Origin of the sequence: Thalassococcus arenae (genome assembly GCF_019104745.1) — a bacterium.
GTDB classification, from domain to species: domain Bacteria; phylum Pseudomonadota; class Alphaproteobacteria; order Rhodobacterales; family Rhodobacteraceae; genus Thalassococcus_B; species Thalassococcus_B arenae.
Genome location: NZ_JAHRWL010000001.1, coordinates 946,848 through 965,563, shown reverse-complemented (window position 1 = coordinate 965,563; position 18,716 = coordinate 946,848). Strand labels below are relative to the sequence as shown.

Sequence of the window (18,716 nt, the reverse complement as noted above, 5' to 3'; positions counted from 1 at the left end):
GGGGCGCAGGGCGGCGGTCCAGAGGCCGGTTAACGGGCCGCGCGGCGGGGTTAACGCAACGCCCGGTGGCGTGTTTCGCCGGGTTGAGCGCTGGGCGGGGCCGGCAATCCGTCCCGTTTTCGTCGATTCCGGTACGGATTGGTGCGGGCGCTCCAGGCCGATTTCGCGGGCCGGAACAGCAATCCGTCCTGTTTTGCCGGATTTCGGGACGAATTGGGGCGGTGGCAGGCGCCGGGCAAAAAAACTGGAGTGAAACATCGTTAACGGGGGCGTTGCGCGTCTGCGGGACACGTGCCCGAGACGCCCGCAGGGGAAGATCAAATCCCGATGCCGCTCAGATCCACCGAGGTCCCGGCTTTCCGACATGCGCGGGTCACGGAAACGGTCGCTTGGGTCGGGGACAGACACGGTTGAGATCTGGCCTGTGCTGCGGCGCGGAGACCGTCCGGTTCGAGCCCAGATTACCGAATGCTGCGGACTGCACCAATGTCCGTCTGCTCGTGCTGCAAAACCTGTTAGGTCCTGAGCGAGACTTCCATGTGGTGTTCCTTTCCGTTCGGTCCATCGAATATTGGGCCGCTGTCCGACATTCCGTATTCTCGGTAAACTGCAACCGCAGGCTTGTTCTCAGCATCGACTGCAAGACTCAGCAGTTCAGTATCCGGCCATACGTCCCTGACGTATTGCATCGCTTGTCTGAACGCTTGATGTCCGTATCCTTTTTGCTGCCATGGCAGGGCGATCTTCAAGCCATGTACTGAAATCCTTTGATCTTCGGGTGCTGCTTGCCGCCGAAACAAGACCATTCCGACCGGGCTTTCGTGTATAACGAAGCATAGACCAAGGACTTGCTCTCTCGGCGCAATCTCCCAGTCTTCAATGGACTCCAGGAATGACTTTCCCAAGACCTCTTGTCGCTTCGACACTCGGAGTTGTCGAAGTGCGGTGAACTGCTTGTCGGAGAGTGCGCCGATTTCCATTAAAGAAAGCTCATTACTCATAATTGAAATCTTCGCAGAGGCCAGAGACACGATCAATAGCTGCCCTTCGGCTTGGCAGCATCAATTCCCGCTTCGTCCGCCAAGCCGACCTTGGATGCCTTCGGGAGACCCGCATGGCCGACATAAAGCGTCAGATGTCCGCTCTTAGCCCTTGGCGGACGGTAAGGGCCGGAGCAAAGTAGGGCCGCGCCCTCCCAAGGGGGAGGGAGGGCGCGGCCCGGCGGGCTTCGCCCTTGATTCCGGGCCAAGGCACGCCTTTGGCCGAACGTCCGCTTCGTCCGCCAAGCCGACCTTGGATGCCTTCTGGAGACCCGCATGGCCGACATAAAGCGTCAGATGTCGGCTCTGAGCCATTGGCGGACGTTCGGGTTCAGCCGCGACAGCGCCGGACCGGGGGACGGCGCAGCTTTGGGCCGAATTGCCGCGCTTTATCGCAGCCAATCCCGCCCTCGATCCGAGCAAGGTGCAGACGGTGACAAAGCGCCGGCCCATCGGGCCGGGTCATGCCGCAGGCATGCCGTTGGCATGACCGCTGGCGCGGCGGGCCTGCGGCCCTTGATTCCGCGCCTTGGGTGCTCTGAACGACCGTCCCCTTCGTCCGCACAGCAGACACTACCCCCGAGCCACACCCCTTTGTGCCGAAACGGTCGTTCTCGCCGGGCTTTTCCCGGTTTCGGCGATTGCTGTCGGGTGCGGCGGGGTGAACCCCGCGCCAGGCGGCAGGTGCGGTCGGCAGGGCGGAGAGTTCCCCGCCCCGCGGGTCACTCGGTCCAGCGCACGCCGGTCAGGTCGGTGGCCTGGGTCGGCGCGTTCTGCCAGAGGCCTTCGAGCCGGGCATCGGCCACGGTGGGGAAAGCCAGCTGGAACAGGTAGCCGTTGACGTAGTCGCCGGCGATCAGCTCTTGCATCTGGTGCAACAGCGCGGTGCGCTGTTCGGGATTGGCCGTCGCGGTCAGCTGACCGTTCAGCGCCTGAAAGGCGGGGCTGTCATACTGGAAGTAATAGTCGGGCCGGGCATAGATGCCGATATCGAAAGGTTCGGTATGGCTGACGATGGTCAGGCCGAAATCCTTGCCGCGGAACACCTCTTCGAGCCATTGCGCCCATTCCAGGTTGGTGATCTCGGTCTGGATGCCGACGGCGCGCAGTTGCGCGGCGATGATTTCGCCGCCGCGGCGCGCATAGGACGGCGGCGGCAGTTTCAGCGTCGTGGTGAAGCCGTCCGGCAGACCGGCCTCGGCCAGAAGCGATTTCGCCAGTTCGGGGTCATGGACGGAATTGCCGGTCAGGTCGACATAGTCGGGATTGTGCGGTGCGAAATGGGTGCCGATCGGGGTGCCCAGGCCGAACATCGCGCCGTCGATGATCGCCTGGCGGTCGATGGCATGGGCGATGGCCTTGCGCACCAGCGGATTGTCGAGCGGCGGCATCTTGTTGTTGATCGACAGGATGGTTTCGCCCTCGGTCGAGCCGACCAGCACCTTGAATCGCGGATCGCCCTCGAATTGCGGCAGGTTTTCCGGCGCCGGGTAGCCGGCGAAGGCGTCGATATCCTGCGCCATCATCGCGGCGAAGGCGGCGGTGGGATCGGAGATGAACTTGAAGGTGGCATCGGTCAGCGCGGGCTTGTCGCCCCAATAGGCCGAGTTCTGCGTCAGCGTGATGCTGTCGCCCTGTTTCCATTCCACGAACCGGAAGGGGCCGGTGCCGATGGGGGTCTGCTTGATGGCGTCGATCGATTCCGGCGCGACGATCACGGCGTCGCCCCAGGCCATGTTGAACAGGAAATTGCCGTCGGGCTGGGACAGGGTCACCACGACGGTTTGCGGATCGGGGGTGGCGACATCGGCGATCCCGGCGAACAGCGCCTTTTGCGCGTTGGCGCTGTCTTCGGCGCGGGCGCGGTCGAGGCTGAATTTCACGTCCGCCGAATCCATCGTCGAGCCGTCGTGAAAGGTGACGCCGTCGCGCAGCGTGAAGGTATAGGTCAGCCCGTCGTCCGAGATGTCCCAGCCCGATGCGAGGCCGGGCACCACGGCGCCGGTTTCGGTAAAGCGGGTGAGTCCCTCGAACACGTTGGAATAGAGCACGCTGTCGATGGCGCCGGCCGCGGCCGAGGTCGGGTCGAGATGCGGCGGTTCCAGTTGCAGGGCGATGGTCAGGTCGGTCTGCTGGGCCTGCGCGGCGGAGGCGGTCAGCAGCAGCGCGGCAAGGCTGGGGCGGAGGGTCATGGCGGGGCTCCCGGTTGGTTTTGGGCCGAGTGTTCCGCTTTGACGGGACGTAATCAAGGATTAACCGGCTTTGCCGACGCGCGGCGCGATGCTAGGAGCGCTGTCCAGTGACCGTGACAGCAGGAGTGCCCGATGAGCGCGACCGCCCGCAAGACCGCCCCGATGGCCGACGACATCCGCGCCCGCAAGGGTGGGGTGCCGCTGGTCAGCCTGACCGCCTACACCACGCCGATGGCGCAGATCATGGACGACCATTGCGATTTCGTGCTGGTGGGCGACAGCGTCGGCATGGTGCTGCATGGCCTGCCCTCGACGCTGGGGGTCACGATGGAGATGATGATCCTGCACGGCCAGGCGGTGGCGCGGGGTCTGAGCCGGGCGATGATGGTGATCGACATGCCCTTCGGGTCGTACGAGGAAAGCCCGGCGCAGGCCTTCCGCAACGCCGCGCGGCTGATGGCCGAGACCGGCGCGGGCGCGGTCAAGCTGGAAGGCGGGGTGGCGATGGCCGACACCATCGCCTTCCTGGTGGCGCGCGGCGTGCCGGTGATGGCGCATATCGGCCTGACCCCGCAATCGATCAACACGCTGGGTGGCTACAAGGTGCAGGGCCGCGGTGATGCCGGTGCCGCGCTGATGGCCGATGCGCAGGCCGTGGCGCGGGCGGGCGCCTTTGCGGTGGTGCTGGAGAAGGTGCCGGAAAGCCTGGCCGACAAGGTGACGGCGGCGGTCGGGATCCCGACGATCGGCATCGGCGCCTCGGCCGGCTGCGACGGCCAGATCCTGGTGGTGGACGACATGCTGGGGCTGTTCACCGCGTTCAAGGCGAAGTTCGTGAAACGCTATGCGACGCTGGGCGAGCAGGCCGGGGCGGCGATCGCGGCCTATGCCGAGGACGTGCGGGCGCGCCGTTTTCCGGGGCCCGAGCACGTCTTTGGCGATGCCGCGCCGGAGACCAAGGCATGACGCCGCCGATTGTCCGCACCAAGGCAGAGCTGCAAGCGCGGGTCGATGACTGGAAGCGCGCGGGCGCGGTGGTCGGCGTGGTGCCGACCATGGGCGCGCTGCACGAGGGGCATCTGAGCCTGGTCGCCGCGGCGAAGGCGCAATGCGACCGGGTGATCGTGACGATCTTCGTCAATCCGCGGCAGTTCAACAGCCCCGAGGACCTGGCCAACTACCCCCGCACCGAGAAGGAGGACGCGCGCAAGCTGGAACGCTTTGCGGTGGACGCGGTCTATGTGCCCGGCGGCGAGGAGATCTATCCCGACGGGTTCTGCACGACGGTCTCGGTGGCGGGGTTGACCGATGTGCTGTGCGGCGCGCACCGGCCGGGGCATTTCGACGGCGTGGCGACGGTGGTGACCAAGCTGTTCACCCAGACGATGGCGGACCGGGCGTATTTCGGCGAGAAGGATTTCCAGCAGTTGCAGGTGGTGACACGGCTGGCGCGCGACCTGGACCTGGGGGTGACGGTGGTGGGCTGCCCGACGATCCGCGACATCGACGGGGTGGCGTTGTCGTCGCGCAACCTGCTGTTGTCGGACAAGGCGCGCGGCCGGGCGCCGGCGCTGATCGAGGCGCTGGAGGCGGTCGCGGCGGGGCTGCGCGGCGGGCAGACGCTAGGAGAACTGCGCCCGGCGGCGGAGGCGCGGCTGGCGGCGGCGGGGTTCACCGATATCGACTATCTCGACCTGCGGGCGGTGGACGACCTGAGCGCGCTGGAGACCCCCGAGCGCCCGGCGCGGCTGCTGGCGGCGGCCTGGCTGGCCGGTGTGCGGCTGATCGACAACATCGCGGTGTGATCGGCGCCCGAGCCGATCGTGCGCCTGCGGCGCGCTCTTTCCCGCTGGGGCCTTGCCCCAGACCCCATGCGAGGCGCTGCCTCGCGCTCCGGGATATTTATGGCCAGATGAAGGGGCGGATCGGCGACACCCCCGATCGGGGGCACGGGGGGATGCGGAAGCCGCCGAGGGGGCGGCTGTCGACGTGCCGGATGCGGTTGCGGATCGCGGTGGATCGACAGGGTATTGCGTTGCGGGACGGCCGCCATGCGGGACGGGGCCGTCGTTCAGCGCGCTTGCGCAGTGCATTCGAACAGACGGAGCATCGCGGAGAGGCGTTCCAGCGCGTCGGCATCCAGAACCGTTTGCGACAGATCGATCTCGAGTTCCTTGAGAAGGTGGTATTCGTCTTCGGTGCGAACCTTGCCGCGCTTCAAAACGCGGTCGGCGGTTTTTCGCAGCGTTCCCGCCTGGCTGTGAAAGCCGACCCCCAGCGTTTCCCTGAATTCATCGAGAAACCGATCCACTTCGCGCCGGGTTTCATCGCTCAGCCTTGCCATGTTGGCCAGATCGCTTGCGCCATGTGCGTACCAGGCGCGAACCTCCCTGAGGACGGACAGGCGGTTCTTGTCGGTGGCGGTGTCGAACAGGTGCAGGAAGTGGGAACCGGGCAGGACGACCTCATCGGCGAGGGCGCTTTCGTCCACGCCGGGATGTTGGCGCTTGAGCCGGGACAGCCGCCAGGCCCGGTAGAGGTCGAGGCCCTTGAGAAGCCGGACGAGTTCGTCCCTGAGCGGTTGGTTGTCTTTCGTGTGGGGCATGAAAACCTGCTGGCGGATCCGGCCCGCGTCTGCATTGCGAATGTCGAGAGAGGGCTGCAAGCGGGGGTATGTCGGCTTTGTGCAAGTCCTTTCGGTTCAGCCCAGCAACAGGCGTTCCAGCGTCCGGCCCATGACCTTGGCGCTGTCGAGCATGTCGGCGATGCCGACCCATTCGTCGGGCTTGTGGGCCAGTTCCAGCACGCCGGGGCCGTAGGCGATGCAGTTGCGCAGCTTGCCGATGCGGTCGATGTGCTTCTGGTCGTAGGAGCCCGGCGAGGCGACATAGGCGGCATCCCGGCCCATCACGTCGCGGATCGCCTGGGCGACGGTGGTGACGACCGGTGCGTCGCGGTCGGTCATCGAGGGGATGACGCGGTTGATCTCGCGGATGGCGTAGTCGAAGCCGGGGCGGGTGGCCTTGAGGTGGTCGAGCAGCGACAGGATCTCGTCGCGCACGCCGTCGACGCCTTCCTCGATCAGAAAGCGGCGGTCGATCACGATGCGGCAGCTGTCGGGCACGCAATGGGCGGGCAGGCCGGTGTAATCGGCGGGCTGTTCGGGCTGGCCGCCATGGATCGAATTGATGTTCATCGTCGATTGGCGCGCGCCGTCGGGCACCACCGGCATGTCGGTGCGGCGCTGCGCCATGGCGGGGAACAGCCGGGCCTCGAAGGTTTCCAGAACCGCGCCCATGTGGCGCACCGCGCAATCGCCGAGGAAGGGCATGGAACCGTGGGCGATCTCGCCCCTGGTTTCGATCTCAGCCCACCAGCCGCCGCGATGACCCAGGCAGATGCGGTCCTTGCCCAGCGGTTCGGGGATGATGACATGCTGCACGCGGGCGGGGTCGAAATACCCCTGTTCGGCCAGATGCGCGACGCCGCCATAGCCGCCGGATTCCTCGTCGGCGGTGGCGCTGATCTCGATCGCGCCTGTATACGTGTTGTATTCTTCGAGAAACGTCTCGGCCGCGATGATCGAGGCGGCCAGCCCGCCCTTCATGTCGCAGGCGCCGCGGCCATAGATGCGGTCGCCGTCCTGTTCGGCGCCGAAGGGGTCGCGGGTCCAGCCCGAACCGACCTCGACCACGTCGGTATGCGAGTTGAAATGCACGCAGGGCCCGGGCGCGGCGCCGTCGCGGCGGGCCACGAGGTTCCAGCGCGGAAAGCGGTCGCTGTCGCCCGGCGCGCCATGGGCGCGGATCATCTCGCAGGCGAACCCGCGGTGTTCCAGGCGCCGCGCCAGCAGGTCGCAGATCGCGCGGTAGTTTTCGCCCGGCGGGTTTAGGGTGGGGATGCGGATCAGCTCTTGCGTCAGCGCGACCAGGGCGTCGCGCCGGGCGTCGATGCGGGCGAAGAGGGCGTCGGACATGGGAACCTCCGGGGGGGTACTGTCAGGCGATTTGGCGGGCAGGGCAAGGCGATCGTTGAGGGATGATCGGCGCCGTTTTTCGTGCTAAGGTTGTCCTTGCGCCGTATTTCCGGCGCCCGGTCCGCAGGGCCGGCACAGATGGATTGTGACGACAAGGAGTTGCGCGATGACGCCCGAGGAGTTCCTGGACCAGGTTGCCGCGGCGGCCGAGGCCGATGACGTGGAGGCGCTGGAGGCGCTGGGTCAGCATTTCACCGAGGGTGGCCAGCCCGCCCTGCCGTTCCAGCCCGATATCCGTCTGCGTGGACAGGTCGTCGACAGCGAGGAGGAATCGGCGCTGGCGATGAACATCGCCAATGGCTGGGCGCGCAGCTACCGGCTGGCGGTGTTCCGGCGGCGCATCCGCGCGGGCTATGCCGGGCCGGTGATCGTCAGCGAGGGCGACAGCTGGTTCCAGTATCCCTGGCTGCTGCATGACGTGATCGACCACCTGATGGAGCCCTACGCGATCAACTCGCTGGGGGCGGCGGGCGACACGCTGGCCAACATGCTGGCGATGGCGGAATACCGCGCCGCGATCGCCGATACCGGCGCGCGGGTCTTCCTGTTCTCGGCCAGCGGCAACGACGCCCTGGGCGGTGGCGACCTGGCCAACCTGCTGAACCGGTATCAGCCGGGCATGGAGCTGGACGACGTGCTGCGCCACGACCGGGTGGGCGCGATGCTGGCGGGGATCGAACAGGGTTACGACACCGTGATCCGCGAGGCGCTGGCGGTGCGGCCGGGGCTGCAGGTGTTCTTTCACGGCTATGACCGGCCGGTGCCGCGCAAGGGCGGCACCTGGCTGGGCAAGCCGATGGCGGGCCTGGGCATTCCGCAGGGCTTGCAGACGATCATCGTCGGCCATCTGATCGACCTGCTGAACGCACGGCTGCACCAGCTGGCGGCGCGGTTTCCGGGCCGGGCGCACCATGTCGATTGCCGCGGGCGGGTGGGGGCCAGCGTGAATTCCTGGTATGACGAGCTGCATCCCCGCAATCCCGGCTATGGCCGCGTCGCCGCACAGTTCGAGGCGCAGATCCGCGCCGTCGACGAGATCGCGCCGCCGCTGCCGGTGCCGCCGATGCCGTTCGACGAACTGGCATTGCCGGGCGAGCCGGTGACGCCGCAGGACCTGGCCTGGGCCGAGGCGGCGGTGCCAGAGGAGGCGATCATCGGGCCCGAGGCGGGCGCGGTGATCGGAGAGGCGCGCGGCGCGCATCTGAGCGCGATGGACCTGCGCATCCTGGACGAATACCAGGCGTTGCAATCCGAGATGCGCGAACCCGAGCAGAACAAGCGTCTGCGCGCGCGCCGCCACATGGTGCCCGAGGACGACGACAACGCGTTTGAGCGCATCCTGGGCAAGTCCAACCTGTTCCCGGTCAATTTCCTGTCGCGCGGCGCGCGCAAGGCGCAGTCGGTGGCCAAGGTGCAGCTGTTCGTGCGGGGCGATATCCCCATCGGATCGGGGTCGGGGTTCCTGGTGGGGCCGGGGCTGATGCTGACCAACAACCACGTTCTGGCCAGCCGCGACGCGGCGGCGCGGGCCAAGGCGATCTTCAACTTCCAGGACGACGACAAGTTCCAGCCGCTGCCGACGCAGACCTTCGACATCACGTCCGAGATCTTTTTCACCTCGGACCGGACGGCGCTGGATTTCACCTTTGTCTCGGTGCGGATGGACAACGACCGCGGCGAGAGCCTCGAGCCGTTCGGGCATTTCACGCTGATCGAGGAATCGGGCAAGGCGGTGAAGGGCGAACCGGTGTCGATCATCCAGCATCCGCGCGGCGACCGGAAATCCATCGCCTTGCGCGACAGCACCATCGTCGGCGTGAAGGGCGATTTCATCTATTACAGCACCGATACCGAGCCCGGCAGTTCCGGCGCGCCGGTGCTGAACGACCAATGGCTGCCGGTGGCGCTGCATCACCGGTCGGTGCCGCATCCCGAGATCGAGGGGCGCTGGATCGCCAACCGCGGCATCCGCATCAGCCAGATCTTCCGCGTGCTGCGCGACGCGGCGGCCGAGGGCGACCTGGACGCGGTGACGATCCTGCGGCTGATCGGGGCGGAACCGGCGGCGGTGCCGGTGCCGGCGCCGGAACCGGCCGGGCGGCTGCGGCCCAAGGAGGACCGGTTCATGCCGGGACTGGCGCCCACCGGGCCCGACCTGGACGTCACCCATAGCGACGAGACCTTCAGCCCCGACCGCTGGGAGGGCGAACAGGGCTATGACCCGGATTTCCTGTCGCGGCCGGTTCCGTTGCCGCTGCCCGCGGGAGGCGATGGCGTGCGCCGGGTCGGCGGCCGGCCCGACCTGCCCTACAAGCATTTCTCGGTCGTGATGCATCGCGACCGGCGGCTGGCGATGCTGACCGCCTGCAACACCGACGGCGCCCAGTTGCGGCGGCTGCGGCGGTCGGGGCGCTGGCGGCTGGACCCGCGCCTGCCCGTCGACGCGCAGGTCGACAACGCCGCCTATGTCGACAACGCCTATGACCGCGGCCACCTGGTGCGGCGGGTGGCGCCGATGTGGGGGACCGAGGCCGAGGCCCGCGCCGCCATGGCCGACACGTTCCACTATACCGTCTGCGCGCCGCAGCATGCGCGGCTGAACCAGGGCATCTGGCTGGAGCTGGAGGATTACATCCTGGAATGGGCCGAGGCGCACCAGTTCCGGGTGTCGATCTTTACCGGACCGGTGTTCCGCGCCGACGACCCGGTCTATCGCGGCATCGTGCAGGTGCCGGCGGATTACTGGAAGGTCGCGGTGGCCGACACGCCGGCGGGGCTGCGGGCGGTGGGCTATCTGCACACGCAGAAGAACCTGATCCCCACGGTGGACGAGGCGTTCGGCGATTACCGCACGCACCGGGTGCCGATCCATGTCATCGAACAGCTGACCGGGATCGGGTTCGAGACGGTACAGCCCTTTGACGTGGCCGCCGGCGGGTTCGAGGCGGCAGGCGCGGTGCGGATCGTGCGCGGGCCCGAGGATATCGGGTTCTGAGGCGGGAGGGCGGCCAAGACCCCCCGGGCGCGAATGGCGGCGCAGCCGCCGTGCCATTGCCGGGCCGCCACCCGGCACGGCGATTTGTCACCATGCGCGCGGCAGTCGGCCTGGCGCGCGATTGCACCATGAAGCGCGCTGTTCGGCGGTGTGATCGCCGCACCGCGGCCCGGCGATGGCGCGGCTCGTGTCGCCCTACGGCAACCGCAGCAACGGCGCCTTGCCCAGCGGGATCGGCCCCAGCGACACCCGGCCTTCGTCGAAACCCAGCGGCAGGTCCAGCGTCTGGGCATTGCCCGACAGCCCGGCCAGCAGGCCCAGCCCCTGTTCCAGCGTCTGCGCCAGCCCGTCGCCGATCCGGCCCGCGTCGCGCGCCTGGGCCAGCATCTCGCGCCAGTTCACCGCCTTGAGCGACAGCGACCCGTCGGCGCGGCCGCGCGCGTCGACATCCAGGTCGCCCGCCAGTTTCAGTTCCAGCCCGCCCGACCTGTATTCCGCCAGCCGCAGCTCGATCCGTTCCGGTTGCGGCCGGCCGTCCTGCACGCTGGCGCGCTGCCAGTCCTGGTCGAAGCGCACCTGCGCATCCAGCGCCAGCGCGTCGAAGCGCCCCGTGGTGATCTGCGGCAGCGTGCCTGGGCGGCCGGCGGCGGCGTCGGCGCTGAGCGCGACGCGGTAGGTGCGGGGCCGGGTCTCGACCTCGTGCAGGGCGCCGGCCAGCCCGGCCAGCGCCAGCGCCTGGTCCGGCCCGTCGAGGTTGAGCACGGCCGCTTCCAGCCCCAGCCGCATGATCCGCCCGCCGGGTTCCGAGATCACCGAGGCGCGCAGCCCGTCCGAGGTGATCTGCCAGGCGCCGTCGGTCCCGGACACCGTCTGGCTGTCGGCGAAGGCGAGGATGTGGTGGCCGGGCTTGTAGACCAGCGACAGGATCTGCAGGAACGGCGCGGACCAGACCAGGTTCGTGTCGGGATCGGCCAGCACCGGGTCGGTCAGGGTGATGTCCAGCCGGTTGGGAAAGCCGCGGATCGCCAGATCGCCGTATTCGGCCTGCCAGCCTTCGGACCGGCGGTCTTCGAACCAGCGCTCGATCTCGGTCCGAAGGGTCGTGGATTGCCAGAACCAGTAACCGGACCATCCCAGCCCGGCGAGAATGATCACGATGGCCAGACGTTTCACCAACGACCCCTTTGAATTCGCGCACGAGGTGGTGTTTACAGGCGCCCGGAACAAAGGACCAGTTGCATGACGCTTTGGGTGTTCGGATACGGATCGCTGCTGTGGGATCCCGGTTTTGAGGTGGCCGAGCAGGCGCATGCGCGGCTGACCGGCTGGGCGCGCAGTTTCTGCATGCGGTCGATCCATCACCGCGGCACGGAAACCGATCCCGGCCTGGTGCTGGCGCTGGATGCCGCACCGGGCCATGTCTGCGACGGGCTGGCGCTGCGGGCCGCGCCGGGTTCGGAGGACGCGACGCTGCGCTATCTGCGCGAGCGCGAGCTGATCTCGTCGGCCTATCTGGAAAAGATGCTGGCGGTCGATCTGCACGATGGCCGCCGCGTCGAGGCCGTGACCTACGTGATCGACCCGCATCACGTGCAGTATTGCGGCGGGCTGGCGCTGGAGGACCAGGCGCGGATCATCGCCACGGCGGTGGGTGGGCGCGGGCCGAACCACGAATACCTGGCCAACACCGCCCGCCACCTGGCCGAGCTGGGCATTCCCGACGACGACCTGCACTGGCTGACCGACCGGGTCGAGGCGCTGCGGCGATAGCCCTTGGCTAAGGTCTGGCAAAGGCTTAGGGTCCGCACGAACGACAACACGCAGGGGCGCCGCGTCATGGCCCGTCGCGAGATCGAGGCAGTGCCGTTTTTCAGCCAGCCGGTGCGTCAGGTTCTGCTGATGCTGCTGGTGCTTGGATTGTCGGTGGCCGGTGCCGTCGTCGCGCTGCCGCGGGTGCTGCCGGTCTTCGAGTCCAATCCCTGGCTCAACGGGTTCATCCTGTTCGTCTTCCTGATCGGGGTGGTCGCCTGTTTCTGGCAGGTCGCGTCGCTGATCAACTCGGTGCGCTGGATCGAGAGCTTTGCCGCCGACCGCGAGGCCGCGCGCCATTCCGCCGCGCCGCAATTGCTGGCGCCGCTGGCGACGCTGCTGGCGCGGCGCGACCGGCGGATGCAGATCACCACCACCTCGACCCGGTCGATCCTGGATTCCGTCGCCACCCGGATCGACGAGGCGCGCGAGATCACCCGCTATATCGTGTCGCTGCTGATCTTCCTGGGGCTGCTGGGCACCTTCTATGGCCTGGCCACCACGGTGCCGGCGCTGGTCGACACGATCCGCAGCCTGAACCCGCAGGAGGGCGAAAGCGGCACCGAGGTTTTCGCGCGGCTGATGACCGGGCTTGACGCGCAACTGGGCGGCATGGGCGTGGCCTTCGCCAGTTCGCTGCTGGGGCTGGCCTGTTCGCTGATCGTGGGCCTGCTGGAGCTGTTCGCGGGCCACGGCCAGAACCGGTTCTACCGCGAGCTCGAGGAATGGCTGTCCTCGATCACCAAGCTGGGTTTCTCGCATGGCGAGGGCGAGGCCGGGCCCGACCTGGGCGCGGCGGGCATCGTGCTGGACCGGATGGCCGAACAGATGGAGCGGCTGGAGCTGATCTTTGCCGAAAGCGAAAGCGGCCGGTCCGAGATCGAGGGCCGGCTGGCGCAGCTGGCCGACAGCGTCGAGCGGATGACCGAGCGGATGGAGGCCACCGCGCCGTCCGCCAGCGCCTTTGCCCGCATCGCCGAGGGCCAGGAAAGGCTGGCCGAGGTGCTTGCCAACAAGGAGGCGTCCGAGGGGCTGGACGCCGAAAGCCGGATGCGGCTGCGGTCGATCGATGTGCAGATGCTGCGCATCCTCGAGGAAATCGCCGCCGGCCGGCAGGAAAGCATGGCCGAGCTGCGCACCGACCTGTCGGCGCTGACCCGGACGCTGCAACAGATCGCCAAGCCCGCGTCGAACATCACCGTGCGCCCGGTCAAGCCGGCGCCCAAGAGCCAGGGCTCGGAGGGCTAGGCAATGGCGCTGTCCCGCCGCAACGGAACCCGGTTCCAGGCCTCGATCTGGCCGGGTTTCGTGGATGCGATGACCGGGCTTCTGCTGGTGCTGACCTTCGTGCTGTCGATCTTCATGATCGTGCAATACGTGCTGCGCGAAACGATCAGCGGACAGGAAACCGAACTGGACACCCTGTCGGGCGAGATCGCCGCGCTGGCCCAGGCCCTGGGCGTGCAGGAACGGCGGAACACCGCGCTGAACACCCGGCTGGGCGAATTGCAGGCAACGCTGCAGAACAACGAGGACCGGCTGGCCGAGCAGACCGCGATCATCGCCGCCCTGACCGCCACCCGCGACCGGCAGGCGCAGCAACTGGCCGAGGCCGAGGGGCGGATCGCATCGTTCGAGGACCAGGTGGCGGTGCTGCTGTCGGAGCGCGACACGGCACGCGCGGATGCGGCACAACTGCGCGCCACCGAGGCGGACTTGCAGCGGGCCCGCGACGCGTTGGTCAGCGAGCGTGACGCGCTGAACCTGGCGCTGGCGCAATCCCGGCAGGAGATCGACGCCCAGGCCGAAGCGGCGCGGCTGGCCGCCAGCCGCCGCGAAGCGCTGGAGGCGCTGATCGCCGACCTGCGGGCGCGGAACGCCGAAAACACCGACCGGATCGGCGCCCTGTCGACCGAGCTCGAGGGATTGCAGGCGGCATTGACGGACGAGGAAGCGCAGCGGCTGGCCGAGGCCGAGGCGGCCGCGGCGCTGCGCGCGCGGCTGGAAAACGCGGATGCCGAGCTGACCGCGATGACCCTGGCGCTGGAAGCCGAGCGCCAGCGCGCCGAGGACACGCTGACGCTGCTGGCCGCAGCGCGCGAGGCGGAACGCGATCTGAACGCACGGCTTGCGGCGGCCCTGGTCGCCGAAGAGGCGCTGGCCGGCGAGCGAGAGGCCGCGCGGTCGGAGGCCTCGGCGCTGTCGGCGCAACTGGCCGCTGCGCTGACGCGGATCACCGAGGCCGAGGCGTTGCAGGCCGAGCTGGACGCGGCGCGGGATCGCGGCGCCGGCCGCGATGCCGAGATCGCCGCCTTGCGACAGGCCCTGGCCGATGCCGAGGCGCGGCTTGCCGAACGTGGCGGCGACGCCCGCGACCTGGAGGACCGGCTGGCGGCGGCGCTGGCCGAGAAGGTCGGTGCCGAGGCGACCATCGCCGAGACCCGCGAACGGCTGGCCGCCGCGCTGGCGGCGCAGCGGGCCGCCGAGGCGGGCCTGGCGGAGCGGCTGGACGAGGCCGCACGGCGCGAGGCGCTTCTGGCCAGCGCGCGCAGCGACCTGGCGCAAAGCGAAGAGCGCGCCAGCGCAGCGCAGAGGCAGACCGAATTGCTGAACCAGCAGGTCGCCGCGCTGCGCCAGCAGCTGGACCAGCTTCAGGCACTGCTGGACGAGGCCAAGGCCAGCGACGAGGCCGCGCAGGTGCAGGTGCAGAACCTGGGCTCGGAGCTGAACGCCGCGCTGGCGCGCGTCGCCGCCGAGGAACGCCGCCGCCGCCAGCTGGAAGAGGCCGAACGGAAGCGGCTGGAGGAACAGGCGCGCGACCTGGAGCGCTATCGGTCGGAATTCTTCGGACGCCTGCGCGACGTGGTGGGGCAGCGCGAGGGCATCCGGATCGAGGGCGACCGCTTTGTGTTTTCGTCCGAGGTGCTGTTCGAGCTGGGCTCGGCCGATCTGTCGCCCGAGGGCCGCGCCCAGATCGCCGATGTGGCGGCGATCCTGCGTGCCATCGCGGCGGATATTCCCCAGGGCATCGACTGGATCATCCGGGTGGACGGCCATACCGACGACATCCCGCTGCGCCCCGGCGCGATTTTCGCCGACAACTGGGAGCTGAGCCAGGCGCGGGCGCTGTCGGTGGTGCGCTACATGGTCGACGCGTTGGGCATCCCGCCGCAGCGGCTGGCCGCCAACGGGTTCGGCCAGTTCCAGCCGGTCAATCCCGACGACAGCGCCGCGGCGCGGGCGCAGAACCGGCGGATCGAGCTGAAGCTGACCGAACGCTAGGCGGGGTCAGTCGATCGCCAGGCTGACGGTGCGTCGGGCGATTTCGGCGCCGGCGCGTTCCAGCACCACGGTGCCGGTATAGTCCCCGGCGGGCCAGTCGCCGCGCGCGCGGCGGCCGGTGGCGCGGAAAAACTGCGCCTGCGGGCGGTCGATGGTGGCACGGTTGTCGGCCAGAACGCCCTGTGGTCCGGTGACCGTGATCGCCATCACGTCGCCCGCCCGCGCGCCATAGCCGAAGCCGAACACCACCAGCGCGGGGCTGCCGGCGCTGAGGGTTTCGGCGGCGGTGCCGGCCTTGACGGCGGCGAAATCGGGGATGCGGGTGGCAAAGCCCGCGTCCAGCAGACCGCCCGGCACATAGGCCGGTGTCACCTGCCACAGGCTGTCGCCTTCGGGGGCGTCGCACTGGTTGGGCGTCTCGGGCTGGAACGGGTCGACGGTTTCGCCGTTGTGGCGCACCGACAGGTGGATATGGGGAAACTCCGTCCGGCCGCTGAGCCCGACCTGGCCCAGCACCGCGCCACGCTCGACCCTGTCGCCCGCCCGCACGGTGACCGAGCCCTGTTTCATGTGGCAATACTGGGTTTCCCAGCCGTCGTCATGTTCGATCACCAGGCCGTTGCCGCAGTCGCGGCCTTCGATCTGGGCGGCGTTGTCGGCGGTCATGACCTGGTCGGGCATGGAGTTGCGGATCGCGCGCACGGTGCCGGGCGCGGCGGCCAGGACAGGGACGCCCCGGATCATGTCGGCATGGGTGGGCAGACCGAAATCGGTGCCCTGGTGGCCGTCATAGCTGAGCGTGCCGCAGGCGAAATCGGTGGCGCCCGGCCCGGGATCATGGTCGACGAATTGCTGGATGAAGCAGGTTTCGCCCAGGGTGCAGTCGATTGGCAGGGTCAGAAGCGGCGCCTCCGCCGCGGCCGGAGCCGCGACGGAGGCCGCAAGGATCAGCGCGCTTGCGCGCATCAATCGGCGGTGAGCAGGGGGGGCTTTTTCGAGCCCAGCCGCGGCTTGTCCGGGCCTTCGAGGTTCAGCACCAGCTGGCCGTCCTTGACCGAGACCTTGACGATGCCGCCCTTGGCCAGCTTGCCGAACAGCAGCTCCTCGGCCAGCGGTTTCTTGATGTGCTCCTGGATGACGCGGCCCAGCGGACGCGCGCCCATCTTGTCGTCGTAACCCTTGTCGGCCAGCCATTCGGCCGCCGGGCGGGTCAGTTCGATGGTCACGTTGCGGTCCATCAGCTGCGCTTCGAGCTGAAGCACGAACTTTTCGACCACCTGCAGGATGACTTCCTTGGGCAGCGGCGCGAAGGAGATGACCGCATCCAGCCGGTTGCGGAATTCCGGCGTGAACGTGCGTTCGATCGCGGCGGTGTCCTCGCCCTCGCGGCGGTCGCGGCCGAAACCGATGGCGGCCTTGGCCTGTTCGATGGCGCCGGCGTTCGAGGTCATGATCAGGATCACGTTGCGGAAATCCACCGTGCGGCCGTTGTGATCGGTCAGGGTGCCGTGGTCCATCACCTGCAGCAGGATGTTGTAGACATCCGGGTGCGCCTTTTCGATCTCGTCCAGCAGCAGCACGCAATGCGGGTGCTGGTCGACGCCATCGGTCAGCTGGCCGCCCTGGTCGAACCCGACATAGCCCGGAGGTGCGCCGATCAGCCGCGAGACGGCGTGCTTTTCCATGTATTCCGACATGTCGAAGCGCAGCAGTTCCACGCCCAGCGTGCTGGCCAGCTGTTTGGCGACCTCGGTCTTGCCGACGCCGGTGGGGCCGGCGAACAGGTAGTTGCCGATCGGCTTTTCCGGTTCGCGCAGGCCGGCGCGGGCCAGCTTGATCGCCGAGGCCAGCGACTCGATCGCCTTGTCCTGGCCGAACACCACGCGCTTGAGGGTCTTTTCCAGATCCTTGAGCAGTTCGGTGTCGTCCTTGGAGACGTTCTTGGGCGGGATGCGGGCGATCTTGGCCACGACATCCTCGATCTCCTTGACGCCGATGGTCTTGCGGCGCTTGCCTGCGGCCAGCAGATGCTGGGCCGCGCCGGCCTCGTCGATGACGTCGATGGCCTTGTCCGGCAGCTTGCGGTCATTGATGTAGCGCGCCGACAGTTCGACGGCCGACTTGATCGCGTCGCCGGTATACTTGACGCTGTGATGTTCCTCGAAATAGGGCTTGAGGCCCTTGAGGATCTTGATGCTGTCGGCGACCGTCGGTTCGTTGACGTCGATCTTCTGGAAGCGCCGCGACAGGGCGCGGTCCTTTTCGAAATGCTGGCGGAATTCCTTGTAGGTGGTCGAGCCCATGGTGCGCAGCTTGCCGCCCTGAAGCGCGGGTTTCAGCAGGTTCGACGCGTCCATCGCGCCGCCCGAGGTGGCGCCGGCGCCGATCACGGTGTGGATCTCGTCGATGAAGAGCACCGCGTCGGGATGATCTTCGAGTTCCTGAACGACGGATTTCAGCCGTTCCTCGAAATCGCCGCGATAGCGCGTGCCGGCCAGCAGTGCGCCCATGTCGAGCGAATAGATCGTCGCCTCGGCCAGCACCTCGGGCACCTCGCCCGACACGATCTTGCGCGCCAGACCTTCGGCGATGGCTGTCTTGCCGACGCCGGGGTCGCCCACCAGCAGCGGGTTGTTCTTGCGCCGGCGGCACAGCACCTGGATGCAGCGCTCGACCTCGTGGTCGCGGCCGATCAGCGGGTCGATATCGCCATGTTCGGCCTTGGCGTTGAGATCGACGCAATACTTGGACAGCGCGGATTCCTTTTCCGCGCCCTGGCCGCTGGATTCGGTCGCCTGCGCCTCTTCCTCGGCTTCGGTGGCGCCCTGGACCGGGCGGCTTTCGCCATAGGCGGGGTTTTTGGCGACGCCGTGGGCGATGAAGTTGACCGCGTCGTAGCGGGTCATGTCCTGTTCCTGCAGGAAGTAGGCGGCGTTGCTTTCACGTTCGGCGAAGATGGCCACCAGCACGTTGGCGCCGGTCACTTCGGTCCGGCCCGAGGATTGCACGTGGATCGCGGCGCGCTGGATGACCCGCTGGAAGGCGGCGGTGGGCACCGCTTCGGAGCCTTCGATGTCGGTCACGAGATTGGCGAGATCCTCGTCGATGAACTCGACCAGCGCGGTGCGCAGTTCCTCGGTATCGACGGAACAGGCTTTCATGACGCGCGCCGCATCGGGTTCGTCGATCAGCGCGAGAAGCAGATGTTCCAGCGTGGCGAATTCGTGGCTGCGCGAATTGGCGAGCGCGAGCGCTGCATGGATGGCCTGCTCAAGGGTATTCGAGAATGAAGGCACGATCTGTGCTCCTCTTTATCTGTGCTGCGCCGCGGCGCGTGCCGGTTCGCTCAGCTTTGCCTCTTG

General features: G+C 68.0%; 13 protein-coding genes. 6 read left to right on the top strand and 7 right to left on the bottom strand.

What is annotated here, in order from left to right; translation table 11 throughout:
* Positions 1 to 515: 515 nt before the first annotated feature.
* Entirely contained in the window at positions 516 to 1,001 is a 486-nt protein-coding gene (locus KUH32_RS04855) for a GNAT family N-acetyltransferase (RefSeq protein ID WP_217776930.1), read from the bottom strand.
* A 761-nt stretch (positions 1,002 to 1,762) separates the two neighbouring features.
* Positions 1,763 to 3,232, bottom strand: coding sequence for an ABC transporter substrate-binding protein (locus KUH32_RS04850; RefSeq protein ID WP_217776929.1), 1,470 nt, complete (start codon positions 3,230 to 3,232; stop codon positions 1,763 to 1,765).
* A 132-nt stretch (positions 3,233 to 3,364) separates the two neighbouring features.
* Here KUH32_RS04850 and panB point away from each other — a divergent pair, with 132 nt between their 5' ends.
* Complete coding sequence (panB, locus tag KUH32_RS04845) at positions 3,365 to 4,198, top strand: 3-methyl-2-oxobutanoate hydroxymethyltransferase (protein ID WP_217776928.1); 834 nt, start codon at positions 3,365 to 3,367, stop codon at positions 4,196 to 4,198.
* Positions 4,195 to 5,037, top strand: a complete 843-nt coding sequence (gene panC / locus KUH32_RS04840; RefSeq protein ID WP_217776927.1) for a pantoate--beta-alanine ligase — start codon at positions 4,195 to 4,197, stop codon at positions 5,035 to 5,037. Before panB ends, panC begins: the two co-directional genes overlap by 4 nt.
* Before the next feature lie 266 nt (positions 5,038 to 5,303).
* Here panC and KUH32_RS04835 read toward each other — a convergent pair whose 3' ends face one another.
* Positions 5,304 to 5,837, bottom strand: a complete 534-nt coding sequence (locus KUH32_RS04835) for a hypothetical protein (protein WP_217776926.1) — start codon at positions 5,835 to 5,837, stop codon at positions 5,304 to 5,306.
* A 96-nt stretch (positions 5,838 to 5,933) separates the two neighbouring features.
* On the bottom strand, positions 5,934 to 7,208 hold the full coding sequence (locus tag KUH32_RS04830; protein ID WP_217776925.1) for an acetylornithine deacetylase/succinyl-diaminopimelate desuccinylase family protein: 1,275 nt from the start codon (positions 7,206 to 7,208) through the stop codon (positions 5,934 to 5,936).
* Positions 7,209 to 7,374: 166 nt separating this feature from the next.
* Here KUH32_RS04830 and KUH32_RS04825 point away from each other — a divergent pair, with 166 nt between their 5' ends.
* A complete protein-coding gene (locus tag KUH32_RS04825) occupies positions 7,375 to 10,263 on the top strand; it encodes a DNA/RNA non-specific endonuclease (protein ID WP_217776924.1) in 2,889 nt (962 codons plus the stop codon).
* Between the two features lie 195 nt (positions 10,264 to 10,458).
* Here the strand turns inward: KUH32_RS04825 and KUH32_RS04820 are convergent, their stop codons facing one another.
* Positions 10,459 to 11,436: a DUF2125 domain-containing protein gene (locus KUH32_RS04820; RefSeq protein ID WP_217776923.1), complete on the bottom strand. Its 978-nt coding sequence runs from the start codon at positions 11,434 to 11,436 to the stop codon at positions 10,459 to 10,461.
* A gap of 66 nt (positions 11,437 to 11,502) precedes the next feature.
* Here KUH32_RS04820 and KUH32_RS04815 point away from each other — a divergent pair, with 66 nt between their 5' ends.
* The 3 genes from KUH32_RS04815 to KUH32_RS04805 all read left to right on the top strand — a co-directional run bounded on the left by KUH32_RS04815 (position 11,503) and on the right by KUH32_RS04805 (position 15,354).
* A complete protein-coding gene (locus KUH32_RS04815; RefSeq protein WP_217776922.1) occupies positions 11,503 to 12,033 on the top strand; it encodes a gamma-glutamylcyclotransferase in 531 nt (176 codons plus the stop codon).
* A gap of 66 nt (positions 12,034 to 12,099) precedes the next feature.
* Positions 12,100 to 13,320 (top strand): biopolymer transporter ExbB, encoded by a 1,221-nt coding sequence (locus KUH32_RS04810; RefSeq protein ID WP_217776921.1) that lies wholly within the window; start codon positions 12,100 to 12,102, stop codon positions 13,318 to 13,320.
* A gap of 3 nt (positions 13,321 to 13,323) precedes the next feature.
* Entirely contained in the window at positions 13,324 to 15,354 is a 2,031-nt protein-coding gene (locus tag KUH32_RS04805) for a peptidoglycan -binding protein (protein WP_217776920.1), read from the top strand.
* Positions 15,355 to 15,360: 6 nt separating this feature from the next.
* Here the strand turns inward: KUH32_RS04805 and KUH32_RS04800 are convergent, their stop codons facing one another.
* Positions 15,361 to 16,320, bottom strand: coding sequence for a M23 family metallopeptidase (locus KUH32_RS04800; RefSeq protein ID WP_217776919.1), 960 nt, complete (start codon positions 16,318 to 16,320; stop codon positions 15,361 to 15,363).
* Complete coding sequence (gene clpA / locus KUH32_RS04795; RefSeq protein WP_217776918.1) at positions 16,320 to 18,650, bottom strand: ATP-dependent Clp protease ATP-binding subunit ClpA; 2,331 nt, start codon at positions 18,648 to 18,650, stop codon at positions 16,320 to 16,322. Before clpA ends, KUH32_RS04800 begins: the two co-directional genes overlap by 1 nt.
* Positions 18,651 to 18,716: the final 66 nt, after the last annotated feature.

What these genes read in the sequence shown, in the direction of transcription:
- KUH32_RS04855 (WP_217776930.1), bottom strand. Translation starts at nt 1,001, where the DNA reads ATGAGTAATGAGCTTTCTTTAATGGAAATCGGCGCACTCTCCGACAAG.
- KUH32_RS04850 (WP_217776929.1), bottom strand. Translation starts at nt 3,232, where the DNA reads ATGACCCTCCGCCCCAGCCTTGCCGCGCTGCTGCTGACCGCCTCCGCC.
- panB (WP_217776928.1), top strand. Translation starts at nt 3,365, where the DNA reads ATGAGCGCGACCGCCCGCAAGACCGCCCCGATGGCCGACGACATCCGC.
- panC (WP_217776927.1), top strand. Translation starts at nt 4,195, where the DNA reads ATGACGCCGCCGATTGTCCGCACCAAGGCAGAGCTGCAAGCGCGGGTC.
- KUH32_RS04835 (WP_217776926.1), bottom strand. Translation starts at nt 5,837, where the DNA reads ATGCCCCACACGAAAGACAACCAACCGCTCAGGGACGAACTCGTCCGG.
- KUH32_RS04830 (WP_217776925.1), bottom strand. Translation starts at nt 7,208, where the DNA reads ATGTCCGACGCCCTCTTCGCCCGCATCGACGCCCGGCGCGACGCCCTG.
- KUH32_RS04825 (WP_217776924.1), top strand. Translation starts at nt 7,375, where the DNA reads ATGACGCCCGAGGAGTTCCTGGACCAGGTTGCCGCGGCGGCCGAGGCC.
- KUH32_RS04815 (WP_217776922.1), top strand. Translation starts at nt 11,503, where the DNA reads ATGACGCTTTGGGTGTTCGGATACGGATCGCTGCTGTGGGATCCCGGT.
- KUH32_RS04810 (WP_217776921.1), top strand. Translation starts at nt 12,100, where the DNA reads ATGGCCCGTCGCGAGATCGAGGCAGTGCCGTTTTTCAGCCAGCCGGTG.
- KUH32_RS04805 (WP_217776920.1), top strand. Translation starts at nt 13,324, where the DNA reads ATGGCGCTGTCCCGCCGCAACGGAACCCGGTTCCAGGCCTCGATCTGG.
- KUH32_RS04800 (WP_217776919.1), bottom strand. Translation starts at nt 16,320, where the DNA reads ATGCGCGCAAGCGCGCTGATCCTTGCGGCCTCCGTCGCGGCTCCGGCC.